Source organism: Streptomyces sp. NPDC014727 (genome assembly GCF_043083485.1).
Classification (GTDB): Bacteria; Actinomycetota; Actinomycetes; order Streptomycetales; family Streptomycetaceae; genus Streptomyces.
The window spans coordinates 195,770-216,274 of record NZ_JBIBYR010000005.1 but is presented as its reverse complement, the minus strand read 5'-3'; the positions used below and the strand labels follow the sequence as shown (position 1 = coordinate 216,274).

At 71.5% G+C, this 20,505-nt stretch carries 15 protein-coding genes; 9 read left to right on the top strand and 6 right to left on the bottom strand.

From position 1 onward, the window contains the following. Positions 1–54: 54 nt before the first annotated feature. On the top strand, positions 55–2,628 hold the full coding sequence (pepN, locus tag ACF1B9_RS11190) for an aminopeptidase N (protein ID WP_391740893.1): 2,574 nt from the start codon (positions 55–57) through the stop codon (positions 2,626–2,628). 219 nt (positions 2,629–2,847) lie between these two features. On the opposite strand, the gene alc is transcribed toward pepN, so the two are convergent. The 5 genes from alc to ACF1B9_RS11165 form a co-directional block, all read right to left on the bottom strand. Next, the gene (gene alc / locus ACF1B9_RS11185; RefSeq protein ID WP_391740894.1) at positions 2,848–4,023 is read right to left on the bottom strand and encodes an allantoicase; all 1,176 of its coding nucleotides are present in this window, start codon (positions 4,021–4,023) and stop codon (positions 2,848–2,850) included. 55 nt (positions 4,024–4,078) lie between these two features. Continuing rightward, positions 4,079–5,002 carry a LysR family transcriptional regulator gene (locus tag ACF1B9_RS11180; RefSeq protein ID WP_391740895.1) on the bottom strand — a complete coding sequence of 308 codons (924 nt, stop codon included), beginning with the start codon at positions 5,000–5,002 and terminating at the stop codon, positions 4,079–4,081. Between the two features lie 180 nt (positions 5,003–5,182). Further along, the gene (locus tag ACF1B9_RS11175; protein WP_351078307.1) at positions 5,183–5,413 is read right to left on the bottom strand and encodes a hypothetical protein; all 231 of its coding nucleotides are present in this window, start codon (positions 5,411–5,413) and stop codon (positions 5,183–5,185) included. A gap of 55 nt (positions 5,414–5,468) precedes the next feature. Next, entirely contained in the window at positions 5,469–7,724 is a 2,256-nt protein-coding gene (gene malQ, locus ACF1B9_RS11170) for a 4-alpha-glucanotransferase (protein ID WP_391740896.1), read from the bottom strand. Continuing rightward, positions 7,725–7,997 (bottom strand): hypothetical protein, encoded by a 273-nt coding sequence (locus ACF1B9_RS11165; protein WP_376277335.1) that lies wholly within the window; start codon positions 7,995–7,997, stop codon positions 7,725–7,727. 300 nt (positions 7,998–8,297) lie between these two features. Between ACF1B9_RS11165 and ACF1B9_RS11160 the strand changes: the two genes are divergently transcribed. Further along, positions 8,298–11,321 (top strand): beta-N-acetylglucosaminidase domain-containing protein, encoded by a 3,024-nt coding sequence (locus ACF1B9_RS11160; RefSeq protein ID WP_391740897.1) that lies wholly within the window; start codon positions 8,298–8,300, stop codon positions 11,319–11,321. Positions 11,322–11,390: 69 nt separating this feature from the next. Here the strand turns inward: ACF1B9_RS11160 and ACF1B9_RS11155 are convergent, their stop codons facing one another. Beyond that, on the bottom strand, positions 11,391–11,927 hold the full coding sequence (locus ACF1B9_RS11155) for an HNH endonuclease (RefSeq protein WP_018552807.1): 537 nt from the start codon (positions 11,925–11,927) through the stop codon (positions 11,391–11,393). A 366-nt stretch (positions 11,928–12,293) separates the two neighbouring features. On the opposite strand from ACF1B9_RS11155, the gene ACF1B9_RS11150 reads away from it, so the two are divergent. From ACF1B9_RS11150 to ACF1B9_RS11120, 7 genes are all read left to right on the top strand, one after another. Continuing rightward, positions 12,294–13,358, top strand: a complete 1,065-nt coding sequence (locus tag ACF1B9_RS11150) for a mechanosensitive ion channel family protein (protein WP_391740898.1) — start codon at positions 12,294–12,296, stop codon at positions 13,356–13,358. A gap of 284 nt (positions 13,359–13,642) precedes the next feature. Then, positions 13,643–14,866 (top strand): ROK family protein, encoded by a 1,224-nt coding sequence (locus tag ACF1B9_RS11145; protein WP_391740899.1) that lies wholly within the window; start codon positions 13,643–13,645, stop codon positions 14,864–14,866. 72 nt (positions 14,867–14,938) lie between these two features. Then, positions 14,939–16,276 carry an ABC transporter substrate-binding protein gene (locus tag ACF1B9_RS11140; RefSeq protein ID WP_391740900.1) on the top strand — a complete coding sequence of 446 codons (1,338 nt, stop codon included), beginning with the start codon at positions 14,939–14,941 and terminating at the stop codon, positions 16,274–16,276. Positions 16,277–16,283: 7 nt separating this feature from the next. After that, positions 16,284–17,225 carry a carbohydrate ABC transporter permease gene (locus ACF1B9_RS11135; RefSeq protein WP_391740901.1) on the top strand — a complete coding sequence of 314 codons (942 nt, stop codon included), beginning with the start codon at positions 16,284–16,286 and terminating at the stop codon, positions 17,223–17,225. Between the two features lies 1 nt (position 17,226). Next, on the top strand, positions 17,227–18,129 hold the full coding sequence (locus tag ACF1B9_RS11130) for a carbohydrate ABC transporter permease (RefSeq protein ID WP_391740902.1): 903 nt from the start codon (positions 17,227–17,229) through the stop codon (positions 18,127–18,129). A gap of 3 nt (positions 18,130–18,132) precedes the next feature. Beyond that, on the top strand, positions 18,133–19,398 hold the full coding sequence (locus tag ACF1B9_RS11125; RefSeq protein WP_391740903.1) for a 6-phospho-beta-glucosidase: 1,266 nt from the start codon (positions 18,133–18,135) through the stop codon (positions 19,396–19,398). Continuing rightward, entirely contained in the window at positions 19,389–20,363 is a 975-nt protein-coding gene (locus ACF1B9_RS11120; RefSeq protein WP_391740904.1) for an N-acetylglucosamine kinase, read from the top strand. Before ACF1B9_RS11125 ends, ACF1B9_RS11120 begins: the two co-directional genes overlap by 10 nt. The last annotated feature ends 142 nt before the right edge of the window (positions 20,364–20,505 follow it).

Genomic DNA, 20,505 nt, shown 5'->3' with positions numbered 1-20,505 from the left:
CACAGGTCGCATGGAAGGATGACCGGAAACGTCACACACCAAGGAGATGACCGCGTGCCTGGCACCAATCTGACCCGCGAAGAGGCACAGGAGCGGGCGCGCCTGCTGACCGTGGACGCGTACGAGATCGATCTCGACCTCTCCGGAGCGCAGGAGGGCGGCACCTACCGGTCCGTCACCACCGTGCGCTTCGACTCCGCCGAAGCCGGTGCGGAGACCTTCATCGACCTGGTCGCCCCGGCCGTGCACGAGGTCGAGCTGAACGGCAGGGCGCTGGATGTCGCGGCCGTCTTCCGCGACTCGCGCATCACGCTCCCGCATCTGGTGGCGGGCTCCAACGAGCTGAAGGTCGTCGCCGACTGCTCGTACACCAACACGGGTGAGGGCCTGCACCGCTTCGTCGATCCGGTCGACCAGCAGGCGTACCTCTACACCCAGTTCGAGGTGCCGGACGCGCGCCGCGTGTTCGCGAGCTTCGAGCAGCCCGATCTGAAGGCGACGTTCCAGTTCACGGTGAAGGCGCCGCGGGGCTGGACGGTCATCTCGAACTCCCCGACGCCCGAGCCGCAGGACGACGTCTGGACCTTCGAGCCGACGCCGCGCATCTCGACGTACATCACGGCGCTGATCGTCGGCCCGTACCACTCGGTGCACAGCAGCTACGAGAAGGACGGCCAGTCCGTTCCGCTCGGCATCTACTGCCGCCCGTCGCTGGCCGAGTACCTCGACGCGGACGAGATCTTCGATGTCACGCGGCAGGGCTTCGACTGGTTCCAGGAGAAGTTCGACTACGACTACCCCTTCGCCAAGTACGACCAGCTGTTCGTCCCGGAGTTCAACGCCGGCGCGATGGAGAACGCGGGCGCGGTCACCATCCGCGACCAGTACGTGTTCCGTTCGAAGGTGACGGACGCGGCGTACGAGCGGCGTGCGGAGACCATCCTGCACGAGCTGGCGCACATGTGGTTCGGCGACCTCGTCACCATGGAGTGGTGGAACGACCTGTGGCTGAACGAGTCGTTCGCCACGTACACCTCGGTCGCCTGCCAGGCGTACGCACAGGGCTCGAAGTGGCCGAACGCGTGGACGACGTTCGCCAACACCGAGAAGACCTGGGCCTACCGCCAGGACCAGCTGCCCTCCACGCACCCGATCATGGCCGACATCCGTGACCTGGACGACGTGCTGGTCAACTTCGACGGGATCACCTACGCCAAGGGCGCCTCGGTCCTGAAGCAGCTGGTGGCGTACGTCGGCATGGACGAGTTCTTCAAGGGCGTCCAGGCGTACTTCAAGGCGCACGCGTTCGGCAACACCCGGCTGTCCGATCTGCTGGGCGCGCTGGAGGAGACCTCCGGCCGCGACCTGAAGACCTGGTCGAAGGCGTGGCTGGAGACGGCGGGCATCAACATCCTGCGCCCGGAGGTCGAGACGGACGAGAACGGCCACGTCACGTCCTTCACCGTCCTCCAGGAGGCCCCGGCCCTCCCCGCCGGCGCGAAGGGCGAGCCGACGCTGCGGCCCCACCGCATCGCGATCGGCTGCTACGACCTCGACGCGAACGGCAAGCTGGTCCGTACGAACCGGATCGAGCTGGACGTCGACGGCGCGCGCACGACCGTGCCGTTCCCGGCCGGCACCGGCCGCCCCGCCGTGATCCTGCTCAACGACGACGACCTCTCGTACGCGAAGGTCCGCCTCGACGAGGAGTCGCTGCGTGTCGTCACCGAGCACCTCGGCGACTTCACCGAGTCCCTGCCGCGCGCCCTGTGCTGGGCCTCCGCCTGGGACATGACCCGCGACGGCGAGCTGGCGACCCGCGAGTACCTCTCCCTGGTGCTCTCCGGCATCGGCAAGGAGTCGGACATCGGCGTCGTCCAGTCGCTGCACCGCCAGGTGAAGCTGGCGCTGGACCTGTACGCGGCGCCGGAGTGGCGCGAGGCCGGGCTGACGCAGTGGACCGAGGCCACGCTCGCGCACCTGCGCGCCGCGGAGCCGGGCAGCGACCACCAGCTGGCCTGGGCCCGCGCCTTCGCGGCGACGGCCCGCACCCCGCAGCAGACGGACCTGCTGCAGTCGTTGCTCGACGGCAAGGAGACGGTCGAGGGCCTGGCCGTCGACACGGAGCTGCGCTGGGCGTTCGTGGAGCGGCTCGCCGCGGCCGGTCTGCTCGAAGAGGACGAGATCGCCGCCGAGTACGAGCGCGACAGGACGGCGGCGGGCGAGCGCCACGCGGCGACCGCCCGAGCGGCACGTCCCACGGAGGAGGCGAAGGCGGAGGCGTGGGCCTCGGTCGTCGAGTCCGACAAGCTGCCGAACTCCCTCCAGGAGGCGGTCATCGCCGGCTTCGTCCAGACCGACCAGCGCGAGCTGCTGGCCCCGTACACGGAGAAGTTCTTCGCGGCGGTCAAGGGCGTCTGGGAGTCGCGCAGCCACGAGATGGCGCAGCAGATCGCCGTGGGCCTGTACCCGGCCCTCCAGGTCTCGCAGGCCACCCTGGACGCCACGGACGCCTGGCTGTCCTCGGCTGGGCCGACCGCGGCCCTGCGCCGCCTGATGTCCGAGTCGCGCGCGGGCGTGGAGCGTGCCCTGAAGGCCCAGGCGGCGGACGCGGCAGCGGCCTCGTAGGGCCGGGGGCTCCGGACTGCCGGGGCGGGTACGGTGCGCGGCCTGCGGGGCCGGGCACCGTACCCGCCCCTTTGTCGTCCGTCGCCGCGTGGGCACGCATGGAAACCGCCCGTCGGGCGGGCGCCGATGCGCAACCGTCCGACGGGCGGGGGCAGAAGGGGATGCGGGGACGAGACGGGCGCCGGGGCGGGAGCCCGCTCGCTGTCGTGCACCAGGCCGTTACGCGCCCGACTCCTCGTGGCGCCGGGTCAGCTCGGCGGCGCCCGTCTCCGTCAGGCTTCCGTGCAGGCGCATCCGGGCGACCCCGCCGTCCGGGAAGGCGTCGAGGCGGACGTGGGTGACGATCGCCTGGGCGCGCAGGGGGAAGCGGTGGAGGGTGTCGGGCTGGAGCCTGGTGCGGGGGATGATCTCGAACCACTCGCCGGTCTCGCCGTTGCGGCCCTGGAGGGCGATCCAGCCGGCCGCGTTGCCCTTGAGGTAGGCCGTGTCGATCTCGACCGCGCGGACCGCGCCCTGGGCGGGGAGGCGGAAACGGACCCAGTCGTTCGTGTCGCGGACCCGGCGGCGGCGGTTCTCCCAGCCGTCGTCCATCTTGCGGGAGGTGCCGGGCAGGATGATCTGGGTCGGCGAGGAGTAGAAGCGGTCGGAGGCATCCTCGTAACTGCCGCCGTTCAGGACCGAGATCAGGTCGAACGTGCCGAGGGCGGCGAGCCAGGACGGGTCGGGGAGGACCTCGCCGTGGACGCGGAGGCGGGCGATGCCGCCGTCGGGGTGCTGGCAGAGGCGGACGTGGGTGTAGCGGCGCCCGCCGGTGATCTCGAAGCCGTTCGCGGCGTGGCCGCGTACCGGGGTCGGCGGGACGATCTCCTCCCATTTCACGTCGTCCGCGAGGAGTTCGGCGGGGCTCGGCGAACCTTCGACGGCCGTGGCCTGGATCGAGACGCGCTGCGGGTAGTTGCCGCGGAAGTGGGCGGTGTCGACGACGATGCCGCGGATGATGCCGGGGGCGCCGAGGCGGATCAGGGCCCAGTCGTGCTCCTCGGGGGCCGGGAACGGGTGGGCCGCGTCCGCCCCGCGTCGGCGACGGGTCTCCCAGCCGTCCATGATCTTGCCCTTGTGACCGAAGTGCTCGGGGTCGAAGACCGCGCGCTCCCGGACGAGGAGGTTCTCGCGCTCGGCGAAGAACTCGTCGTTGGCGGCGATCACGCCCGCGCCGAGCCGGCGGTCGGCGAGGTCGACGAGTTCGGTGAAGGGGAGGTCGGTTGCGCGGTAGTCGGCGTACGGGTCACCACCGCCGTACGGGGCCGCGTCGTTGGCGTGGGGGTTCTCCTGCTGGTTCTCGTTCTCGTTCTCGTTCTCGTTCTCGTTCTCGTTCTCGTTCTCGTCGAAGGTCATGGGTCCACTGTCGCGGCGAACAACCCATTAGGTCCATCGAAAGTTTTTGCATCATTTATTCAGCTGAGCCGAACGATTTGGCTGTTTCGGTGAGCGCCGCCAGGACTCGGGCCACCGCCGGCCCCTGCTCGGCCCCCTGCCGTACGGCCGCCACCACATGGCGTCGCGGCTGATCGGCTTCGAGGGCGCGCATCACCACGCCGCCCCGGCTGTGCCGTTCCGCCGAGGCCATGCGCGGGATCAGGGCGACCCCCATGCCCGCCTCGACCATGGCCAGGATCGCCGTCCAGCCGGAGGCGCTGTGCGCCTGCTCGGGTACGAATCCGGCGGCCTCGCAGGCCGCCGTCGTGATCTGCGACCAGGGCCCGGAGCCGCCGTAGATCCAGGGGTCGCCGGACAGGTCCGCCAGCCGGAGGGCGGGGGCCCCGGCGAGGTGGTGATCCGCGGGCAGCGCCACGTCCAGCGGATCCGCCAGCAGGGGCAGCACGGCGAACCGGGGATCGCGGGCCGTCGGGGCGTGCGCGGCGAGGGACAGCGCGAGATCCACCTCACCGGCGACCAGGAGTTCGTACGCCTGCGCGGCCTCCGCCTCCCGCACCCGTACGTCCGGTCCCGGGCGTTCCTCGGCGCGCAGCCGCTGGATCGCGGGCACGACGAGGGCGGGTACCGCCGTGGAGAACGCCCCGATCCGCACCTCTCCGGCCTCGCCGCGCAGGTAGCCGGTCAGTTCGGCGTCGGCGCGCTCCAGCTGGGCGAAGACGGCTTCGGCGTGGCGCAGCACGAGATGCGCGGCGTCGGTGAGACGGACCCGCCGGCCCTGCGCCTCCAGCAGCGGTACGCCGAGCTGTCCCGACAGGTTGGACAGCTGCTGCGAGACCGCGGACGGGGTCATCAGCAGGGCCTGCGCGGTCGCGGTGACCGTGCCCCGGTCACGCAGGGTGCGGAGGATACGGAGCTTCTTGACGTCCCACTCGATCATGGCCGCAACCTACCCGGGCCCCGGGACGGGCACCCGGGCCCGGACACGCCTGCGCGCCGCACGGTACGGGGTACCTGCGGCGCACACGGGACGAGCCCCGGTGCCGGGGCGTGCCGAACAGCGTGGCGCGAGCCCGGCCGGGATCTCCGGGATCTCCGGCTTCTCCCTGAGGGACTGCCCTCAGGCCTGCTTCTTGGACTTGTCGAAGATCATGACCAGGCCCGCGATGACCACGAACAGGGCGATCGGGGCCACGACGTACAGACCGATGGTCTCCATCGCGCTCAGGCCCGGACCGGGGTCGTCACCGGCGTCGCGGGTGAGCGCGAGCGCGGGGGACGACATGAGCAGCATCATCAGCGTCGTTCCGGCCGCGACGGCGCCGGCGCGCATAGCGTTCTTCTTGTCCACGGTGCAAACGTAGCGAACGCCGGGAACGGGCGCGCGCCCGGGGTGCTGTACGAGGTCATGGGCGGGGTTCCGGTCGGGACTCCGGGGGTGCCTCGCGGGGCGCGAGGGCCTCCATCAGCCGGTGGAGACGGGGTGCGACGGCCAGCTCCTCCAGGGCGACCGGGTGGCCTTCCGCGTCGGCCACGGGCAGACGCCAGTTGGGGTACTGGTTCCAGGTTCCGGGGAGATTCTGGGGGCGGCGGTCGCCGAGCGCGTCGGGCAGCCAGACCCCGACCATGCGGGCGGGGGTGCGCAGCAGGAAGCGGTGCACGGCGCGGACGGCACCCTCCTCGTCGCCCTCCCCCTCCGGAAGCAGACCGAGCCGGGCGAGAAACCCCAGCCACTCGGCGGTGTCGGTCGCGTCGGCCGTCACTTCCTCCGCGAGGCCGCCGGTGAGCAGGCCGAGGCGGTGGCGCAGTCTCACGTGGTCGCCGGTCAGCCGGGCGGCGGTGGACGGCAGATCGTGCGTGGTGACGGTGGCCAGGCAGCCCTCGCGCCACTTCTCGGGGGGCAGGGGACGCCCGGAGCCCGCCCAGTCCCGTTCGAACCAGAGCACGGAGGTGCCGAGCACGCCGCGCCGCGCCAGCACCTCGCGCACCCCCGGTGCGACGGTGCCGAGGTCCTCCCCCATGACGACCGCGCCGGCCCGGTGCGCCTCCAGGACGAGGACGGCGAGCATCGCCTCGGTGTCGTGACCGACGTAGGTGCCCTCGGTGGGCGGACGCCCCTCGGGCACCCACCAGAGCCGGAACAGGCCCATGACGTGGTCGATGCGCAGGGCGCCCGCGTGGGCGAGGAGTCCGCGCAGCAGCCCGCGGAACGGGGCGTAGCCGGACGCGGCGAGGGCGTCGGGGCGCCAGGGCGGCAGGCCCCAGTCCTGACCGTGGGCGTTGAAGGCGTCCGGGGGTGCGCCGACGGACATGCCGTGGGCGAGGGCGTCCTGCTGGGCCCAGGCGTCGGCGCCGCCGGGGTGCACTCCGACGGCGAGGTCGTGGACGATGCCGACGGCCATTCCGGCGTCCAGGGCGGCGCGCTGGGCGGCGGCCAGCTGGCTGTCGGTCAGCCAGGCGAGCCGGCAGTGGAAGTCGACCCGGTCCATCAGCTCGCGGCGGGCGCGGGCGGTCGCCTGTGAGCGGGGGTCGCGGAGCGCGGCCGGCCAGCTGTGCCAGTCGGAGCCGTGCACCTCCGCGAGGGCGCACCACAGGGCGTGGTCCTCCAGAGCCTGCCCCTGCTCGGCCAGGAAGTCGCAGTACGCGGCGCGGCGGCCCGGTGTGAGGGGCACGTCCCTCACGAGTTCGAGGGCCTGGCGCTTGAGTTCCCAGACGGCGTCCCGGTCGATCAGGGCGCCCTTGTTCAGGACGGAGTCGCCGAGGGCCGCCGCGTCCTGTCGCAGATCGTCGAGCGCGCCCCGGTCCGGCACGTGCCCGTACTCGGGGACGGACTCGACGTGCAGATGGACGGGGTCGGGGAAGCGCCTCGACGACGGGCGGTACGGGGACGGGTCGGTGGGATCGCCGAGCACGGCGGCGTGGAGCGGGTTGACCTGGACGAATCCGGTACCGAGGGTCCGCCCGGACCAGGCGGCGAGATCCGCGAGGTCCCCGAGATCTCCCATGCCCCAGGAGCGGGCGGAGAGCAGGGAGTAGAGCTGGACGAGGAAACCGTGGGTGCGGGCGGGCGGCTGCGGCACCCGGGCCGGGGCGACGACGAGCGTGCAGCTCGCGTCCCGGCCGTCCGGTACGCGTACGCTCAACCGGTGCACCCCGAGCGGCGGTTCGACCCACCAGGCAGGGGTCGGTGACACACCCGCACCTGACCCGGCGCCCGCGCCGGTGCCGGAATCCGCGCCCGGCCCGGCGCCCGCGTCCGCGGCCGTGTTCCCGCCCGTGCCCCTGCCCGCACCCGCGTCGACGGCAGCCCGTCCCGAAACGGCCGGTTCCGGCCGGTCGGGCCGGACACTCATCCGCGGGAGCGGGGGCGATCCGGCGTCCTCCAGTCCGATGTGAAGCGTGGTGCCGGGCGGCAGGGCGGTCAGGGCCCGGGGCAGCGGCTCCCCGGTCCACACCACCAGCGTCGGCGGGAGCAGCCGGGCCGCGGCCGAGGACTCGGCGGCGGCGAGTGATTCCCGTACGGCTTCGGGCGTGGCGGCGTCCACCCCGAGTGCGGCGAGCACGGCGACGACCGTGTCGTCGGCAACGGCCACCGTGACATCGGCGGACGGGGAGTAGGAAGTGGCGACGCCGTGCAGTGCGGCGAGCCGGGACAGGCCCATTCAGACTCCTGGGGACTCCATGCCCCACGCGTTGCCGGACGAGGCCGGTTCGCTGGTCAGCGGGGCGTTGACGGCGAGAGGAGGTTCGCTGGTCAGCGGCGTGGCGTCGGCGAGCGGCGGCTCGCTGGTGAGGGGTATCGCGTCGGCGAGCGGCGGCTCGCTCGTCAGCGGGCCGGGGCCGGTCGCGGGGCCCGGGAAGGCGGCGGGCAGCGGGGCGGGACCGGACACCTGTTTGGAGAGGGCGGAGAGCAGGAGCTGCGCGGCAGCGGGCATGGCGGCCTCCTGGCCGTGGCGGAACAGGTCAGAGCGCGCCTACCCAGCGGGCTCGACCGCAGACGTAGGCGTTACCACAACGACTTCAACGTGCTCTGGGTCACATTCCGTTCCCCGGCGGCCGGTTCTCCGCTCTTTTCGGCCATTCGGCGTCATCCTTGGCGTCGCCGCCGGCTCCCGACCGTCCCTCACCCCACCTGCCGCATCGGGCATTTCCGACACAACAGCCACCCGCATTGACACCCTCGCGCGCGGGTGGTGGGCTCGGAGCCCGTGCGAGGGAAGCGAGGGAGAAGAGCGATGCGGCTCAGGCGCGGAAAGCAGGCAACGGCCGTCGCGGTCGCCGTACTCGGCGGTCTGCTCTCCACGGGCGCTCCGGCCGCCGTCGCGGCCCCGTCGGCGCCCGGCTCCCCCACCGTCACCACGCCCGACCGCGCCGACGACGGCGCCGTGCCCCCGGTGTGGCCCCGCCCCCGGTCCATCACGGCGTCCGGGCCGTCCGTGCCGCTCGCCGGCGAGGTCACACTCGTGGCCGACGCGCACGCCGATCCGTACGCCGTGGACGCGTTGCGGCAGGTCCTGCGGGACGCGGGCGTACGGACCGTCCACGAGGCCTTGCCGGGTCGCGGCCCCGTCATCCGGCTCGACGGCGACGGCGCCCGGGACGCCCTGCGCACGCTGCGCGCTCCCGAGCGCGGGGATCTGCCCTCCGGCGGCTACCGCCTCGCGGTCGGCCGGTTCGCGGGCCGGGACACCGTCGCCGTGGAGGGCGTCGGCGAGGACGGCCTCTTCCACGGTGTGCAGACGCTGCGTCAGCTGATCCGGGACGCAGGCGTCGCCGGGGTCACCGTCAGGGACTGGCCCGGCACCGCCGTCCGCGGGATGACCGAGGGCTTCTACGGGCAGCCGTGGACCCGGGCGGAACGGCTGGCGCAGATCGGCTTCATGGGGCGTACGAAGCAGAACAGGTATCTGTACGCGGCGGGCGACGACCCGTACCGGCAGGCCCGCTGGCGCGACCCGTACCCCGCCGACCGGCGCGCCGACTTCCGGGCGCTGGCCGAGCGGGCCCGCGCCGAACATGTGACGCTCGGCTGGGCCGTTGCCCCCGGACAGGCCATGTGCATGTCGTCCGACGCCGACGTGAAGGCGCTGACGCGAAAGCTCGACGCGATGTGGGCACTGGGGGTGCGCGCCTTCCAGCTGCAGTTCCAGGACGTCAGCTACAGCGAGTGGCACTGCGACGGCGACGCCGACGCCTTCGGCAGCGGCCCCGAGGCGGCGGCCCGCGCGCAGGCACGGGTGGCGAGCGAGGTGGAGCGGCATCTCGCGGACCGTCATCCGGGGGCGGAGCCGCTGTCGGTGATGCCGACGGAGTTCTACCAGGACGGGGCGACCGACTACCGCACGGCGCTGGCCGAAGAGCTGGACGACCGGGTCCAGATCGCCTGGACCGGTGTGGGGGTCGTGCCGCGGACCATCACCGGCGAGGAACTGGCGGGTGCCCGTGCCGCGTTCCGGCATCCGCTGGTCACGATGGACAACTACCCGGTCAACGACTACGCGCAGGACCGCATCTTCCTCGGCCCGTACACCGGGCGCGACCCGGCGGTGGCGGCGGGTTCCGCGGCGTTGCTGGCCAATGCGATGGAGCAGTCGTCCGCGTCCCGCATTCCGCTGTTCACCGCCGCCGACTTCGCCTGGAACCCTCAGGGCTACCGGCCGCGGGAATCCTGGCAGGCGGCGATCGACGATCTGGCGGGCGGCGACGCACGCACCGGGGACGCGCTGCGCGCGCTGGCCGGGAACAGCGCGACGTCCGTCCTGGGCGGCGACGAGTCGGCGTATCTGCGGCCGCTGCTGGCCGCGTTCTGGAAGTCCCGTGCGACGACCGACGCCACGGCGCGGGCCGGTGCGGCGCGCGCGCTGCGCGAGGCATTCACGGTGATGCGGGAGACCCCGCAGCGCCTGAAGGCAGTGGGCGACGGCCGCCTCGACGACGAGGTGCGGCCGTGGACGGAGCAGTTGTCCCGGTACGGCCGGGCGGGCGAACTGGCCGTCGATCTGCTGGAGGCCCAGTCGCGCGGTGACGGTGCCGCTGCCTGGCGGGCTTCGCTGGCGCTGGAGCCGGTGCGCGGGGCCACGAAGGCGAGCGGTGCGACGGTCGGCGAGGGCGTGCTGGGCCCGTTCCTGGACCGGGTGCGCAAGGAGGCGGATGCCTGGACGGGTGCGGACCGCGGCGTCGGTACGGCGACCGAGGCCCCGGGCAGCCATACGGTACGGCTGAACCGGTCGCGCCCGGTGGAGACAGTGACGGCGATGACCGTGCCCGGCGGCTCGGTGGCCGGTGCGACGCTGGAGGCCCATGTGCCCGGCGAGGGCTGGCGCCGCCTCGGCGCCCTGTCGGCGACCGGCTGGACCCAGACACCGGCCAGGGGGCTGCGGGCCGACGCGATCCGGATCAGCTGGCCCGTGGGCGGCCCGTCCGTGCCGTCGGTGGTCACGGGCCCGAGGCCGCCGTTCGTCCCGGGCAGCCGGACGGGAACCGGCACGCCCGGGAACGCGTCGGCCCGGACCCCGCAGGTGCGCGCGCTCGTGCCGTGGTTCGGCGACGAGCCCGCCGCCCGGCTCGACCTGGCACGCGACGAGACGGACGCCGAGATCGGTGGCGCACCGCAGCGGGTCGAGGCGCGGCTGGCCGCCCGGCGCCCCGCCGAGGTGCGCGGCGCGCTCACCGCGCGGGCGCCCGAGGGCATCGAGGTGAGCGTGCCGAAGCAGACGAGGGTGCCGCGTGGCTCCCGCACCGACGTTCCCGTCGAGATCACGGTCCCCGCGGACACCCCGGCCGGTGAGTACGAGGTGCCGTTCAGCTTCGGTGACGAGCGCAGCACGCTCACCGTCCGGGCGTACCCGCGCACGGCGGGCCCCGACCTGGTGCGCACCGCCACCGCCTCCTCGTCCGGCGACGAGACCCCGGACTTCCCGGCGTCGGCCGCCTCCGACGGTGATCCGGCGACCCGCTGGTCCTCACCGGCCGAGGACGGCGCCTGGTGGCAGGCGGAACTGTCGCGGCCGGCCCGGCTCGGCCAGGTGGTGCTGCACTGGCAGGACGCGTACGCCTCCCGCTACCGCGTCCAGGTCTCCGCGGACGGCCGCAACTGGCGCACGGCGGCGACCGTGCGCGACGGACGGGGCGGACGCGAGTCGGTCCGGATGGACGCGAAGGACACCCGCTACCTCAGGATCCAGGGCGACGGCCGGGCCACCGAGTTCGGCTACTCCCTCTGGTCGGTCCAGGCGTACGCCGTCGCCGCGACGGAGTAACGCCGTGGTCTGCGTTGTCGTCCCCGGAGGCCGTGGTCCGGCCCCGGGGACGACGAAGGCCCGGATCCCTCAGGCTGATATGCCGTCGATCCGGGCCATGGCGTCGTCCGCGCCGAACGGTTGCAAGTAGGGCAGCCAGCGCGGGTCGCGATGCCCCGTCCCGATGATGCGCCAGGCGAGGCCCGTCGGCGGGGCGGGCTGCTGGTGCAGCCGCCAGCCGAGCTCCGGCAGGTGCCGGTCCGCCTTGACGTGATTGCAGCGGCGGCAGGCCGCCACCACGTTGTCCCAGGCGTGCTGTCCGCCGCGACTGCGCGGAATGACGTGGTCGACACTGGTCGCGGCGGCGCCGCAGTACATGCAGCGCCCCCCGTCCCGGGCGAACAGCGCCCTGCGGGTCAGTGGGACGGGCCCCCGGTAGGGGACCCGTACGAACCGCTTCAGGCGGACGACGCTGGGGGCCGGAACGGCCCGGGTGGCACTGTGCATGAAGGCGCCCGACTCCTCAAGACAGATGGCCTTGTTTTCGAGCACGAGGACGAGCGCGCGGCGGAGCGGTACGACGCCGAGCGGCTCGTACGACGCGTTGAGAACCAGGACATGCGGCACGGTGGATGCCTCCTTGTACGCCGGCGGCGCGTGGCTCGCGCCGGGACGATCCGATCTCAGTTTCTCCTCACGCCTGGTCGAAGCGCCACCACGTGCAGGTAACGGGCCGGGAGGATTTTTTCCCGCTCGCCGGGTCCGGCCCCCTCCCTGCCCGGCGGAACAGGCGCTTCGGGGCCCTGGCCGGGGCGGCCCCGGCCCGGTGTGCGATCGGCCACACGCCACCCGTACGGGCCCCGCCCCCATACCTCTTCTCCGCTCCCGTTTCACCCTTCCTGGACGTGTGTGTCCCCTTGCTCACGGCAACGGAGCACTCCCGATGCCCCGTTAGTGTGGTTGGTCCGCCGTCGCCCACCTGGAGGTTCCACCGTGCCCCTGTCCGCCCTGTTGGCCGCAACTCCGTCACCCGGGGCCGGGACCTCGTTGGACGAGGCCGCCGAGCAGGCCGGCAACGCCGCGGGCTGGGTGGAGGAGAACTGGTCCACCTGGCTGAGCACAGGTCTGCGCATCGTGCTCATCGCCGCGGTCGCGGTCGTGTTGCGCATCGCGATCCGCCGTGCCCTCACCAAGCTCATCGACCGGATGAACCGCAGCGCCCAGGCGGTGGAGGGCACCGCGCTGGGCGGGCTGCTGGTCAATGCGGAACGTCGTCGTCAGCGCTCCGAGGCGATCGGTTCCGTACTCCGCTCCGTCGCGTCGTTCCTGATCCTCGGCACGGCCGCCCTGATGATCCTCGGCGCGTTCCAGATCAATCTGGCCCCGCTGCTCGCCTCCGCCGGTGTGGCCGGTGTGGCGCTCGGTTTCGGTGCCCGCAATCTGGTCACCGACTTCCTCTCCGGTGTCTTCATGATCCTGGAGGACCAGTACGGCGTGGGCGACACGATCGACGCGGGCGTCGCCGCCGGCGAGGTCATCGAGGTCGGTCTGCGGGTCACCAAGCTGCGCGGCGACAACGGCGAGATCTGGTACGTCCGCAACGGCGAGGTGAAGCGGATCGGCAACCTCAGCCAGGGCTGGTCGACGGCGGGCGTCGATGTGACGGTGCGCCCCACGGAGGACCTCGGCAAGGTCCGTACGGTCATCGAAGAGGCCGCCGCGGCGATGGCCAAGGAGGACCCGTGGAACGAGCGGCTGTGGGGCCCGGTGGAGATCCTGGGCCTGGACTCCGTGCTCCTGGACTCGATGACGGTCCGGCTGACCGCGAAGACGATGCCGGGCAAGGCGCTGGGCGTGGAGCGCGAGTTGCGCTGGCGGATCAAGCGGGCCTTCGACGAGGCGGGCATCCGGATGGTCGGCGGCGTCCCGGCCCCGGCGGACGAGCCTTCGGCGGCCGATCCGACGGCCGCGATGGCGGCCCCGTCCGCGTACGCCTCGGCGACCTCCCCGCAGTCCCTGGCCGCGACTCCGATCCCCCCGCCGAACCTCTCGAAGTAGGACCGGCCGGGCCGTGCGCGTTCGGCCGGGCGAGTGAGGGGCGCCCCGCGATGTCTGCGGGGCGCCCCTCACTCGTATGTCCGGGAGCGAGGCGGCGTGAGCGCAATTCGGTTCCCCCATACCCTGGTTGGGAAGACATCGGCAAGGACCCCCGTATTCCGCACGCGCCCCAGGTAACGCTTTGGTAGCCACCGGAGCGCTGCCCATTGACGGCCCGGTGACGTGCGCATACCGTCCTCTCACCGAATAGGAAACTTTCCTAACAGAGGGCAGGTGCAGTGCTCATGGCCGGAACCACACCGGGTACCCCTCGCGTTCTGCGAGCCATGAACGACCGGGCCGCCCTCGATCTGCTGCTGGAGCACGGGCCCCTGTCCCGGACCAGGATCGGCAAGCTGACGGGGCTTTCCAAGCCCACCGCGTCGCAACTGCTGGCGCGACTGGAGGCGGCCGGCCTGGTCGTCGCGACCGGGACCGTGGCGGGGCGGCCGGGGCCCAATGCCCAGCTGTACGCGGTGAACGCGCGGGCCGCCCATGTCGCGGGGCTGGACGTCAGCGCCCACCGGATCGTGGCCGCCGTCGCCGATGTGGCCGGAGAGACGGTCGGGGAGTTCGAGCTGCGCACCCCGGGGCGGCGCGCCGACTCCGTGGTGCGGCAGGTGGCGGACGCACTGGACGGGGCGGTCAAGGACGCCGGGCTCACCCGCTCCGATGTGCACCGGGTCGTCATCGGCACCCCGGGCGCCTTCGACCCCGGTACCGGGCGGCTGCGCTACGCCTCGCACCTGCCCGGCTGGCACTCCCCCGCGCTGCTGGACGAGCTGGCGGCCTTCCTGCCGATGCCGGTCGAGTACGAGAACGACGTGAACCTGGTCGCGGTGGCCGAACAACGGCGCGGCGCGGCGCGCGGGCACGACGACTTCGTCCTGCTGTGGAACGAGGAGGGGCTCGGTGCCGCCCTCGTCATCAACGGGCGGCTGCACCGCGGCTTCACCGGCGGCGCCGGCGAGGTCGGCTTCCTCCCGGTGCCGGGAGCCCCGCTGGTCCGCCAGGTCACCAAGGTGAACGCGGGCGGGTTCCAGGAGCTGGCGGGCGCCCAGGTACTGTCCCGGCTGGCCAGGGAGCTCGGTATCGACGACGAGCTGAGCCGGGCCTCGGGCACGCATCACGAGGTCGCGGCCCGGCTCGTCACCCGGGCCGCCGAGGCCGCGGAGTCGGGCGAGGACGGCCCGTACCCCCGGTTGCTGGATCTGTTCGCCACCGGACTCGCGACCGGCCTCGCCTCCATGATCGCCGTGCTGGACCCGGAACTCGTCGTGCTGTCCGGTGAGTTGCTCGCGGCCGGCGGGGAACAGCTGCGCGGGCGGGTCGAGTCGGAACTCGTCGAGCTGGCCGCCTCCCGGCCCCGGCTGATCACCGGTGAGGTGACGCACCGCCCCGTACTGCGCGGCGCGCTGGAGAGCGCGCTCGCCACCACCCGTGACGAAGTCTTCGACACGTCGCACTGACCCCCCTTTCCACCGATTCCTCCCTCTCGCCCTGCTCCTTCCCCTTCCCCACCTTCATCGGGAGACACCGCCATGTCCGGAAACCGCCGGAAGTCGGCCGCCGCGCTCGCCGCGACCGCCGCGCTATCGCTGTTCGCCTCCGCCTGTACGGGTCAGAGCAAATCCGGTGCCAATGATGACGCGTCCAAGGAGACGACCATCAATTTCTGGCACGGCTGGAGTGCCCCGAACGAGGTCGCGGGAATCAAGGCCACGGTCGACGCCTTCACGAAGGCGCACCCCAATATCCATGTGAAGATCGTCGGAAACATGACCGACGACAAGATCAACCAGGCACTGCGGGCGGGCGGTTCGAACGCCCCGGACGTCGTCTCGTCGTTCACCACGAACAATGTCGGCAAGTTCTGCTCGTCGAAGGCGTTCGTCGATCTGAACCCCTTCCTGAAGAAGGACGGGATCGACCCGGACAAGACCTTCCCGAAGGCGATGAACGAGTACACGCAGTTCGACGGGGTGCGCTGCACCGTGCCGTTGCTCGGTGACGCGTACGGCCTCTACTACAACAAGGACGCGTTCGAGGCCGCCGGCATCAGCGGTCCGCCGAAGACCTGGTCGGAGTTCGCCAGGGACGCCAAGAAGCTGACGAAGACCAAGGGCGACTCGTACGAGCAGCTCGGCTTCATGCCGAACTACCACGGCTACGAGTCGACGGCCGAGCACTACCTCGGCAGCTGGGACCCGAAGTACTTCGACGCGGACGGCACGTCGAACATCACCGAGGACCCGGCGTTCGCCACCATGCTCGCCGCCCAGAAGAAGCTGGTCGACGACCTGGGCGGCTACGAGAAGCTGGAGAACTACCGCACGGCGTTCGGTGACGAGTGGGGCGCCAAGCACCCGTTCCACACCGGCCAGGTGGCCATGCAGCTGGACGGCGAGTGGCGGCTCGGGATGGCCGAGGATACCAAGCCGAAGTTCGAGATCGGGGTCGCTCCGATGCCCGTCGCCGACGACCAGGCCGCCACCTACGGCAGGGGATATCTGACCGGCACCATCGCCGGCATCGCCGCCACCTCGCAGAAGCAGAACGCGGCGTGGGAGCTGGTGAAGTTCATGACGACCGACACCGACGCGGTGGTCGACTTCGCCAACGCCATTCACAATGTGCCGTCCACGCTGGAGGCGCTGAAGTCGCCGAAGCTGAAGTACGACCCGCGGTTCAAGACGTTCCTGGACATCGCCGCGAACCCGAACAGCACCACCACCCCGCCCTCGGTGAACGGCGGCGCGTACCTGGTGTCCCTGCAGAACCTCGGATTCGACATCGAGAAGGGCAAGCAGACGGACATCAAGGCGGGTCTGGAGAAGACCGCCAAGGAAATCGACGCGGCGATCGCACAGGCGAAGTAGAACAGCGATGAGCACGTACACACTCCGCTCCAAGCGCCGCCGGTCGGCGCTGCGGACTGCGGCCTTCATGTCGCCGTGGCTGATCGGGTTCGGCGTCTTCTTCGCCTATCCGCTGATCTCCACGCTCTATTTCTCCTTCACCAGCTACGACGGTTTCGCGGCCCCTGAATTCAGCGGGCTGAAGAACTGGTCGTTCGTCTTCAACGACTATCCGCTGTTCTGGCCCGCGCTGCGCAACACGCTCTGGCTGGTCGTGGTCATGGTGACCTGCCGGGTAGTGTTCGGCCTCGGCGCAGGGCTGCTGATCACCAGGATCAAGACGGGTACCGGGGTCTTCCGCACCCTGTTCTACCTGCCGTATCTCGCCCCGCCGGTCGCGGCGACCCTCGGATTCGTCTTCCTGCTCAACCCGGGAACGGGGCCGGTCAATTCGATCCTCGGCGATCTGGGGCTGCCCACGCCGGGCTGGTTCACCGACGCCACCTGGTCCAAGCCGGCGCTGACCGCGCTCGCGGTGTGGGGCGTGGGGGACCTGATGGTGATCTTCATGGCCGCGCTGCTGGACGTACCGAAGGAGCAGTACGAGGCGGCGGAGCTGGACGGGGCGTCCTCGTTCCAGCGGTTCCGCTTCGTCACCCTGCCGAACATCTCGCCGATCGTGATGTTCGCCGTGGTCACCGGGATCATCCAGACGATGCAGTACTACACCCAGCCACTCGTGGCGGGGAAGGTCGCCTCGGGTGTGATGGGCGGATCCGGGCAGCAGTTCGAGCCGGGTTATCCCGACAAGTCGACACTGACGCTTCCGCAGCTCGTCTACAACCTCGGCTTCCAGCGCTTCGACTACGGCTCCGCCTGCGTGGTCGCGCTCGTTCTCTTCGTACTCGCCATGGCGTTCACCGCACTGCTGATGCGGCGCCGCAGCGGGCTGATCCAGGCAGGTGAGTGACGTGGCGCAGGCTCTCGACACCCTGAAGGCGGCCGACCCGGCGGCCGACCCGGCCACCCCGGCCCGGCGCACGGCACGCCGCAAGGCGCTGCTGAACTGGATCGCCGTGCACGCGCTCGGCGTCGCTGCCGCACTCTTCTTCGTGCTGCCGTTCGTCTTCCTGCTGCTCACCTCGCTGATGAGCGACCAGCAGGCGCTGACCCGCGATCTGTGGCCGCACCCCTTCGAGTGGAGCAACTACAAGAAGGTGTTCGACACTCCGGGCTTTCTGACCTGGTGGAAGAACACCTTGCTGTACGCGGGGCTCGGCACGGTACTCACCGTCGTGTCGTCGCTGCCCGTGGCGTACGCGCTCGCCAAGTTCCGCTTCCGGGGGCGGCATCTGTCGCTGATGCTCGTCATCTCGATGATGATGCTGCCGCCACAGGTCGTCGTCATCCCGATGTATCTGTTCTGGGCGAAGCAGCTGGACATGTCCGGCACGCTCTGGCCGCTGATCATCCCGATGGCCTTCGGCGACGCGTTCTCCATCTTCCTGCTGCGGCAGTTCCTGCTGACCATCCCGAACGAGTACCTCGACGCGGCGAAGGTCGACGGATGCGGAGAGTTCCGCACGCTGATGAAGGTCGTCGTGCCGATGGCCAGGCCGGGCATCGCCGCTGTCGCCCTCTTCCAGTTCTTCTACGCCTGGAACGACTACTTCGGCCCGCAGATCTACGCCTCCGAGAACCCGGCCGCCTGGACGCTCAGTTACGGCCTGGAATCCTTCAAGGGCGCACACCACACCGACTGGAACCTGACCATGGCCGCGACCGTACTGGTCATGGCCCCCGTGATCCTCGTCTTCTTCTTCGCCCAGAAGGCTTTCGTCGAGGGCGTCACACTGACCGGAGTAAAGGGCTGACCTATGAAGCTCGCAGTAGTTGGTGGCGGGTCCACCTACACACCTGAACTGATCGACGGCTTCGCCCGGCTGCGGGACACGCTGCCGATCGAGGAACTCGTGCTCGTCGATCCGGCGGCCGACCGCCTCGAACTCGTCGGCGGCCTCGCCCGGCGGATCTTCGCCAAGCAGGACCACCCGGGGCGGATCGTCACCACCTCGGACCTCGACGCGGGCGTCGCCGACGCCGACGCCGTCCTGCTCCAGCTGCGCGTCGGCGGCCAGGCCGCCCGCAACCAGGACGAGACCTGGCCGCTGGAGTGCGGCTGCGTCGGCCAGGAGACCACCGGGGCCGGCGGTCTCGCCAAGGCGCTGCGCACCGTCCCGGTCGTCCTGGACATCGCCGAGCGGGTCCGCCGCACCAATCCGAACGCCTGGATCATCGACTTCACCAACCCGGTCGGCATCGTCACCCGGGCGCTGCTCCAGGCCGGGCACAAGGCCGTCGGCCTGTGCAACGTGGCGATCGGTTTCCAGCGGAAGTTCGCCCGGCTCCTCGACGTCACGCCCGCCGAGGTGCATCTCGACCACGTCGGGCTCAACCACCTGACCTGGGAGCTCGGTGTCCGCCTCGGCGGTCCGGACGGCGAGAACGTCCTGCCGAGGCTGCTCGCCGAGCACGGCGACACCATCGCGGGCGATCTGCGCATGCCGCGCGCGATCGTCGACCGGCTCGGCGTCGTCCCCTCGTACTACCTGCGCTACTTCTACGCGCACGACGAGGTCGTACGGGAACTCGGCACCAAGCCGTCCCGGGCGGCCGAGGTGGCCGCGATGGAGAAGGAACTCCTCGCCATGTACGGCGACCCGGCGCTGGACGAGAAGCCCGCGCTGCTCGCCAAGCGCGGCGGCGCCTTCTACTCGGAGGCGGCCGTCGACCTGGCGTCCTCACTGCTCGGCTCGGGCGGCAGCCCGGTGCAGGTGGTCAACACGTACAACAAGGGGACGCTGCCGTTCCTGCCGGACGACGCGGTGATCGAGGTGCAGGCCCGGGTCGACGGGACGGGTGCCACGCCGCTCGCCGTGCCGGAGCTGGACCCGCTGTACGCCGGCCTGATCGCCAACGTGACGGCGTACGAGGACCTCGCCCTGGAGGCGGCGCTGCGCGGGGGTCGCGACCGGGTGTTCAAGGCACTGCTCGCGCACCCGCTGATCGGCCAGTTCGAGTACGCCGAGGCGCTCACGGACAAACTGATCGCGCACAACCGGGAGCACCTGGCGTGGGCGTGAACGCTGCGGTCCTCGCGATCGATGCGGGGAACAGCAAGACCGATGTGGCCCTGATCGGTGCGGACGGAACGATTCTGTCGACGGGACGCGGGGGTGGCTTCCAGCCGCCGGCCGTCGGCATCGAGGCGGCCGTCGACGTTCTCGGCGCGGCCGTCGGACAGGCGCTGGAGCTGTCCGGCGTGCCGGCCGGTGCCGTCAGGCATGTGTCGGCCTGCCTCGCCAACGCCGACCTCCCGGTGGAGGAGGAGCAGTTGGCCCGGGCGCTGGGTGCGCGTGGCTGGGGTGCCACGGTCGAGGTGCGCAACGACACCTTCGCGATCCTGCGCGCGGGGGTGGACGAGCCCCGAGGGGTGGCCGTGGTCTGCGGTGCGGGGATCAACTGTGTCGGCATGGTGCCGGACGGGCGGACCGCGCGCTTCCCGGCCATCGGCCGGATATCCGGTGACTGGGGCGGCGGTGCGGGGCTGGCCGAGGAGGCGATGTGGTTCGCCGCGCGGGCCGAGGACGGCCGCGGTGAGCCCACCGAGCTGGCCCGGACGCTGCCCGGACACTTCGGTCTCGGCTCGATGTACGCGCTGATCGAGGCGCTGCATCTGGGGCACGTCGAGTTCGAACGGCGGCACGAGCTGGCTCCGGTGCTCTTCGCGACCTCGGCGGCCGGTGACCCGGTGGCGGGCGCGCTGGTGGACCGGCTGGCGCAGGAGGTCGTCGTGATGGCCTCGGTCGCGCTGGGCAGGCTCGGTCTGCTGGACGAGGAGGCGCCGGTGGTGCTGGGCGGCGGGGTGCTGGCGGCCCGTCACCCGCAGCTGGACGACAGAATCGCCGAACTCCTCGCGGTACGTGCCCCGAAGGCGGTGGTCCGGGTGGTGACGGAGCCACCGGTGCTCGGGGCCGCGCTGCTCGGCCTGGACCACACCGGGGCGGGCGCCTCGGTGCACGAGAGGCTGCGTGCGCAGTACGGCTGATCCGGTCCGTCTCCTCCCAGGGGCGTGGGGGGGGGGGGGGGGGGCCGCCGCCCCCAGATGATAGCCGCACAAAACGACTAAGACTACCATTTATCCTTTGTTGGGTTTGGGTGCGACTAGGGGGGAAGACTCCACAGAGGAG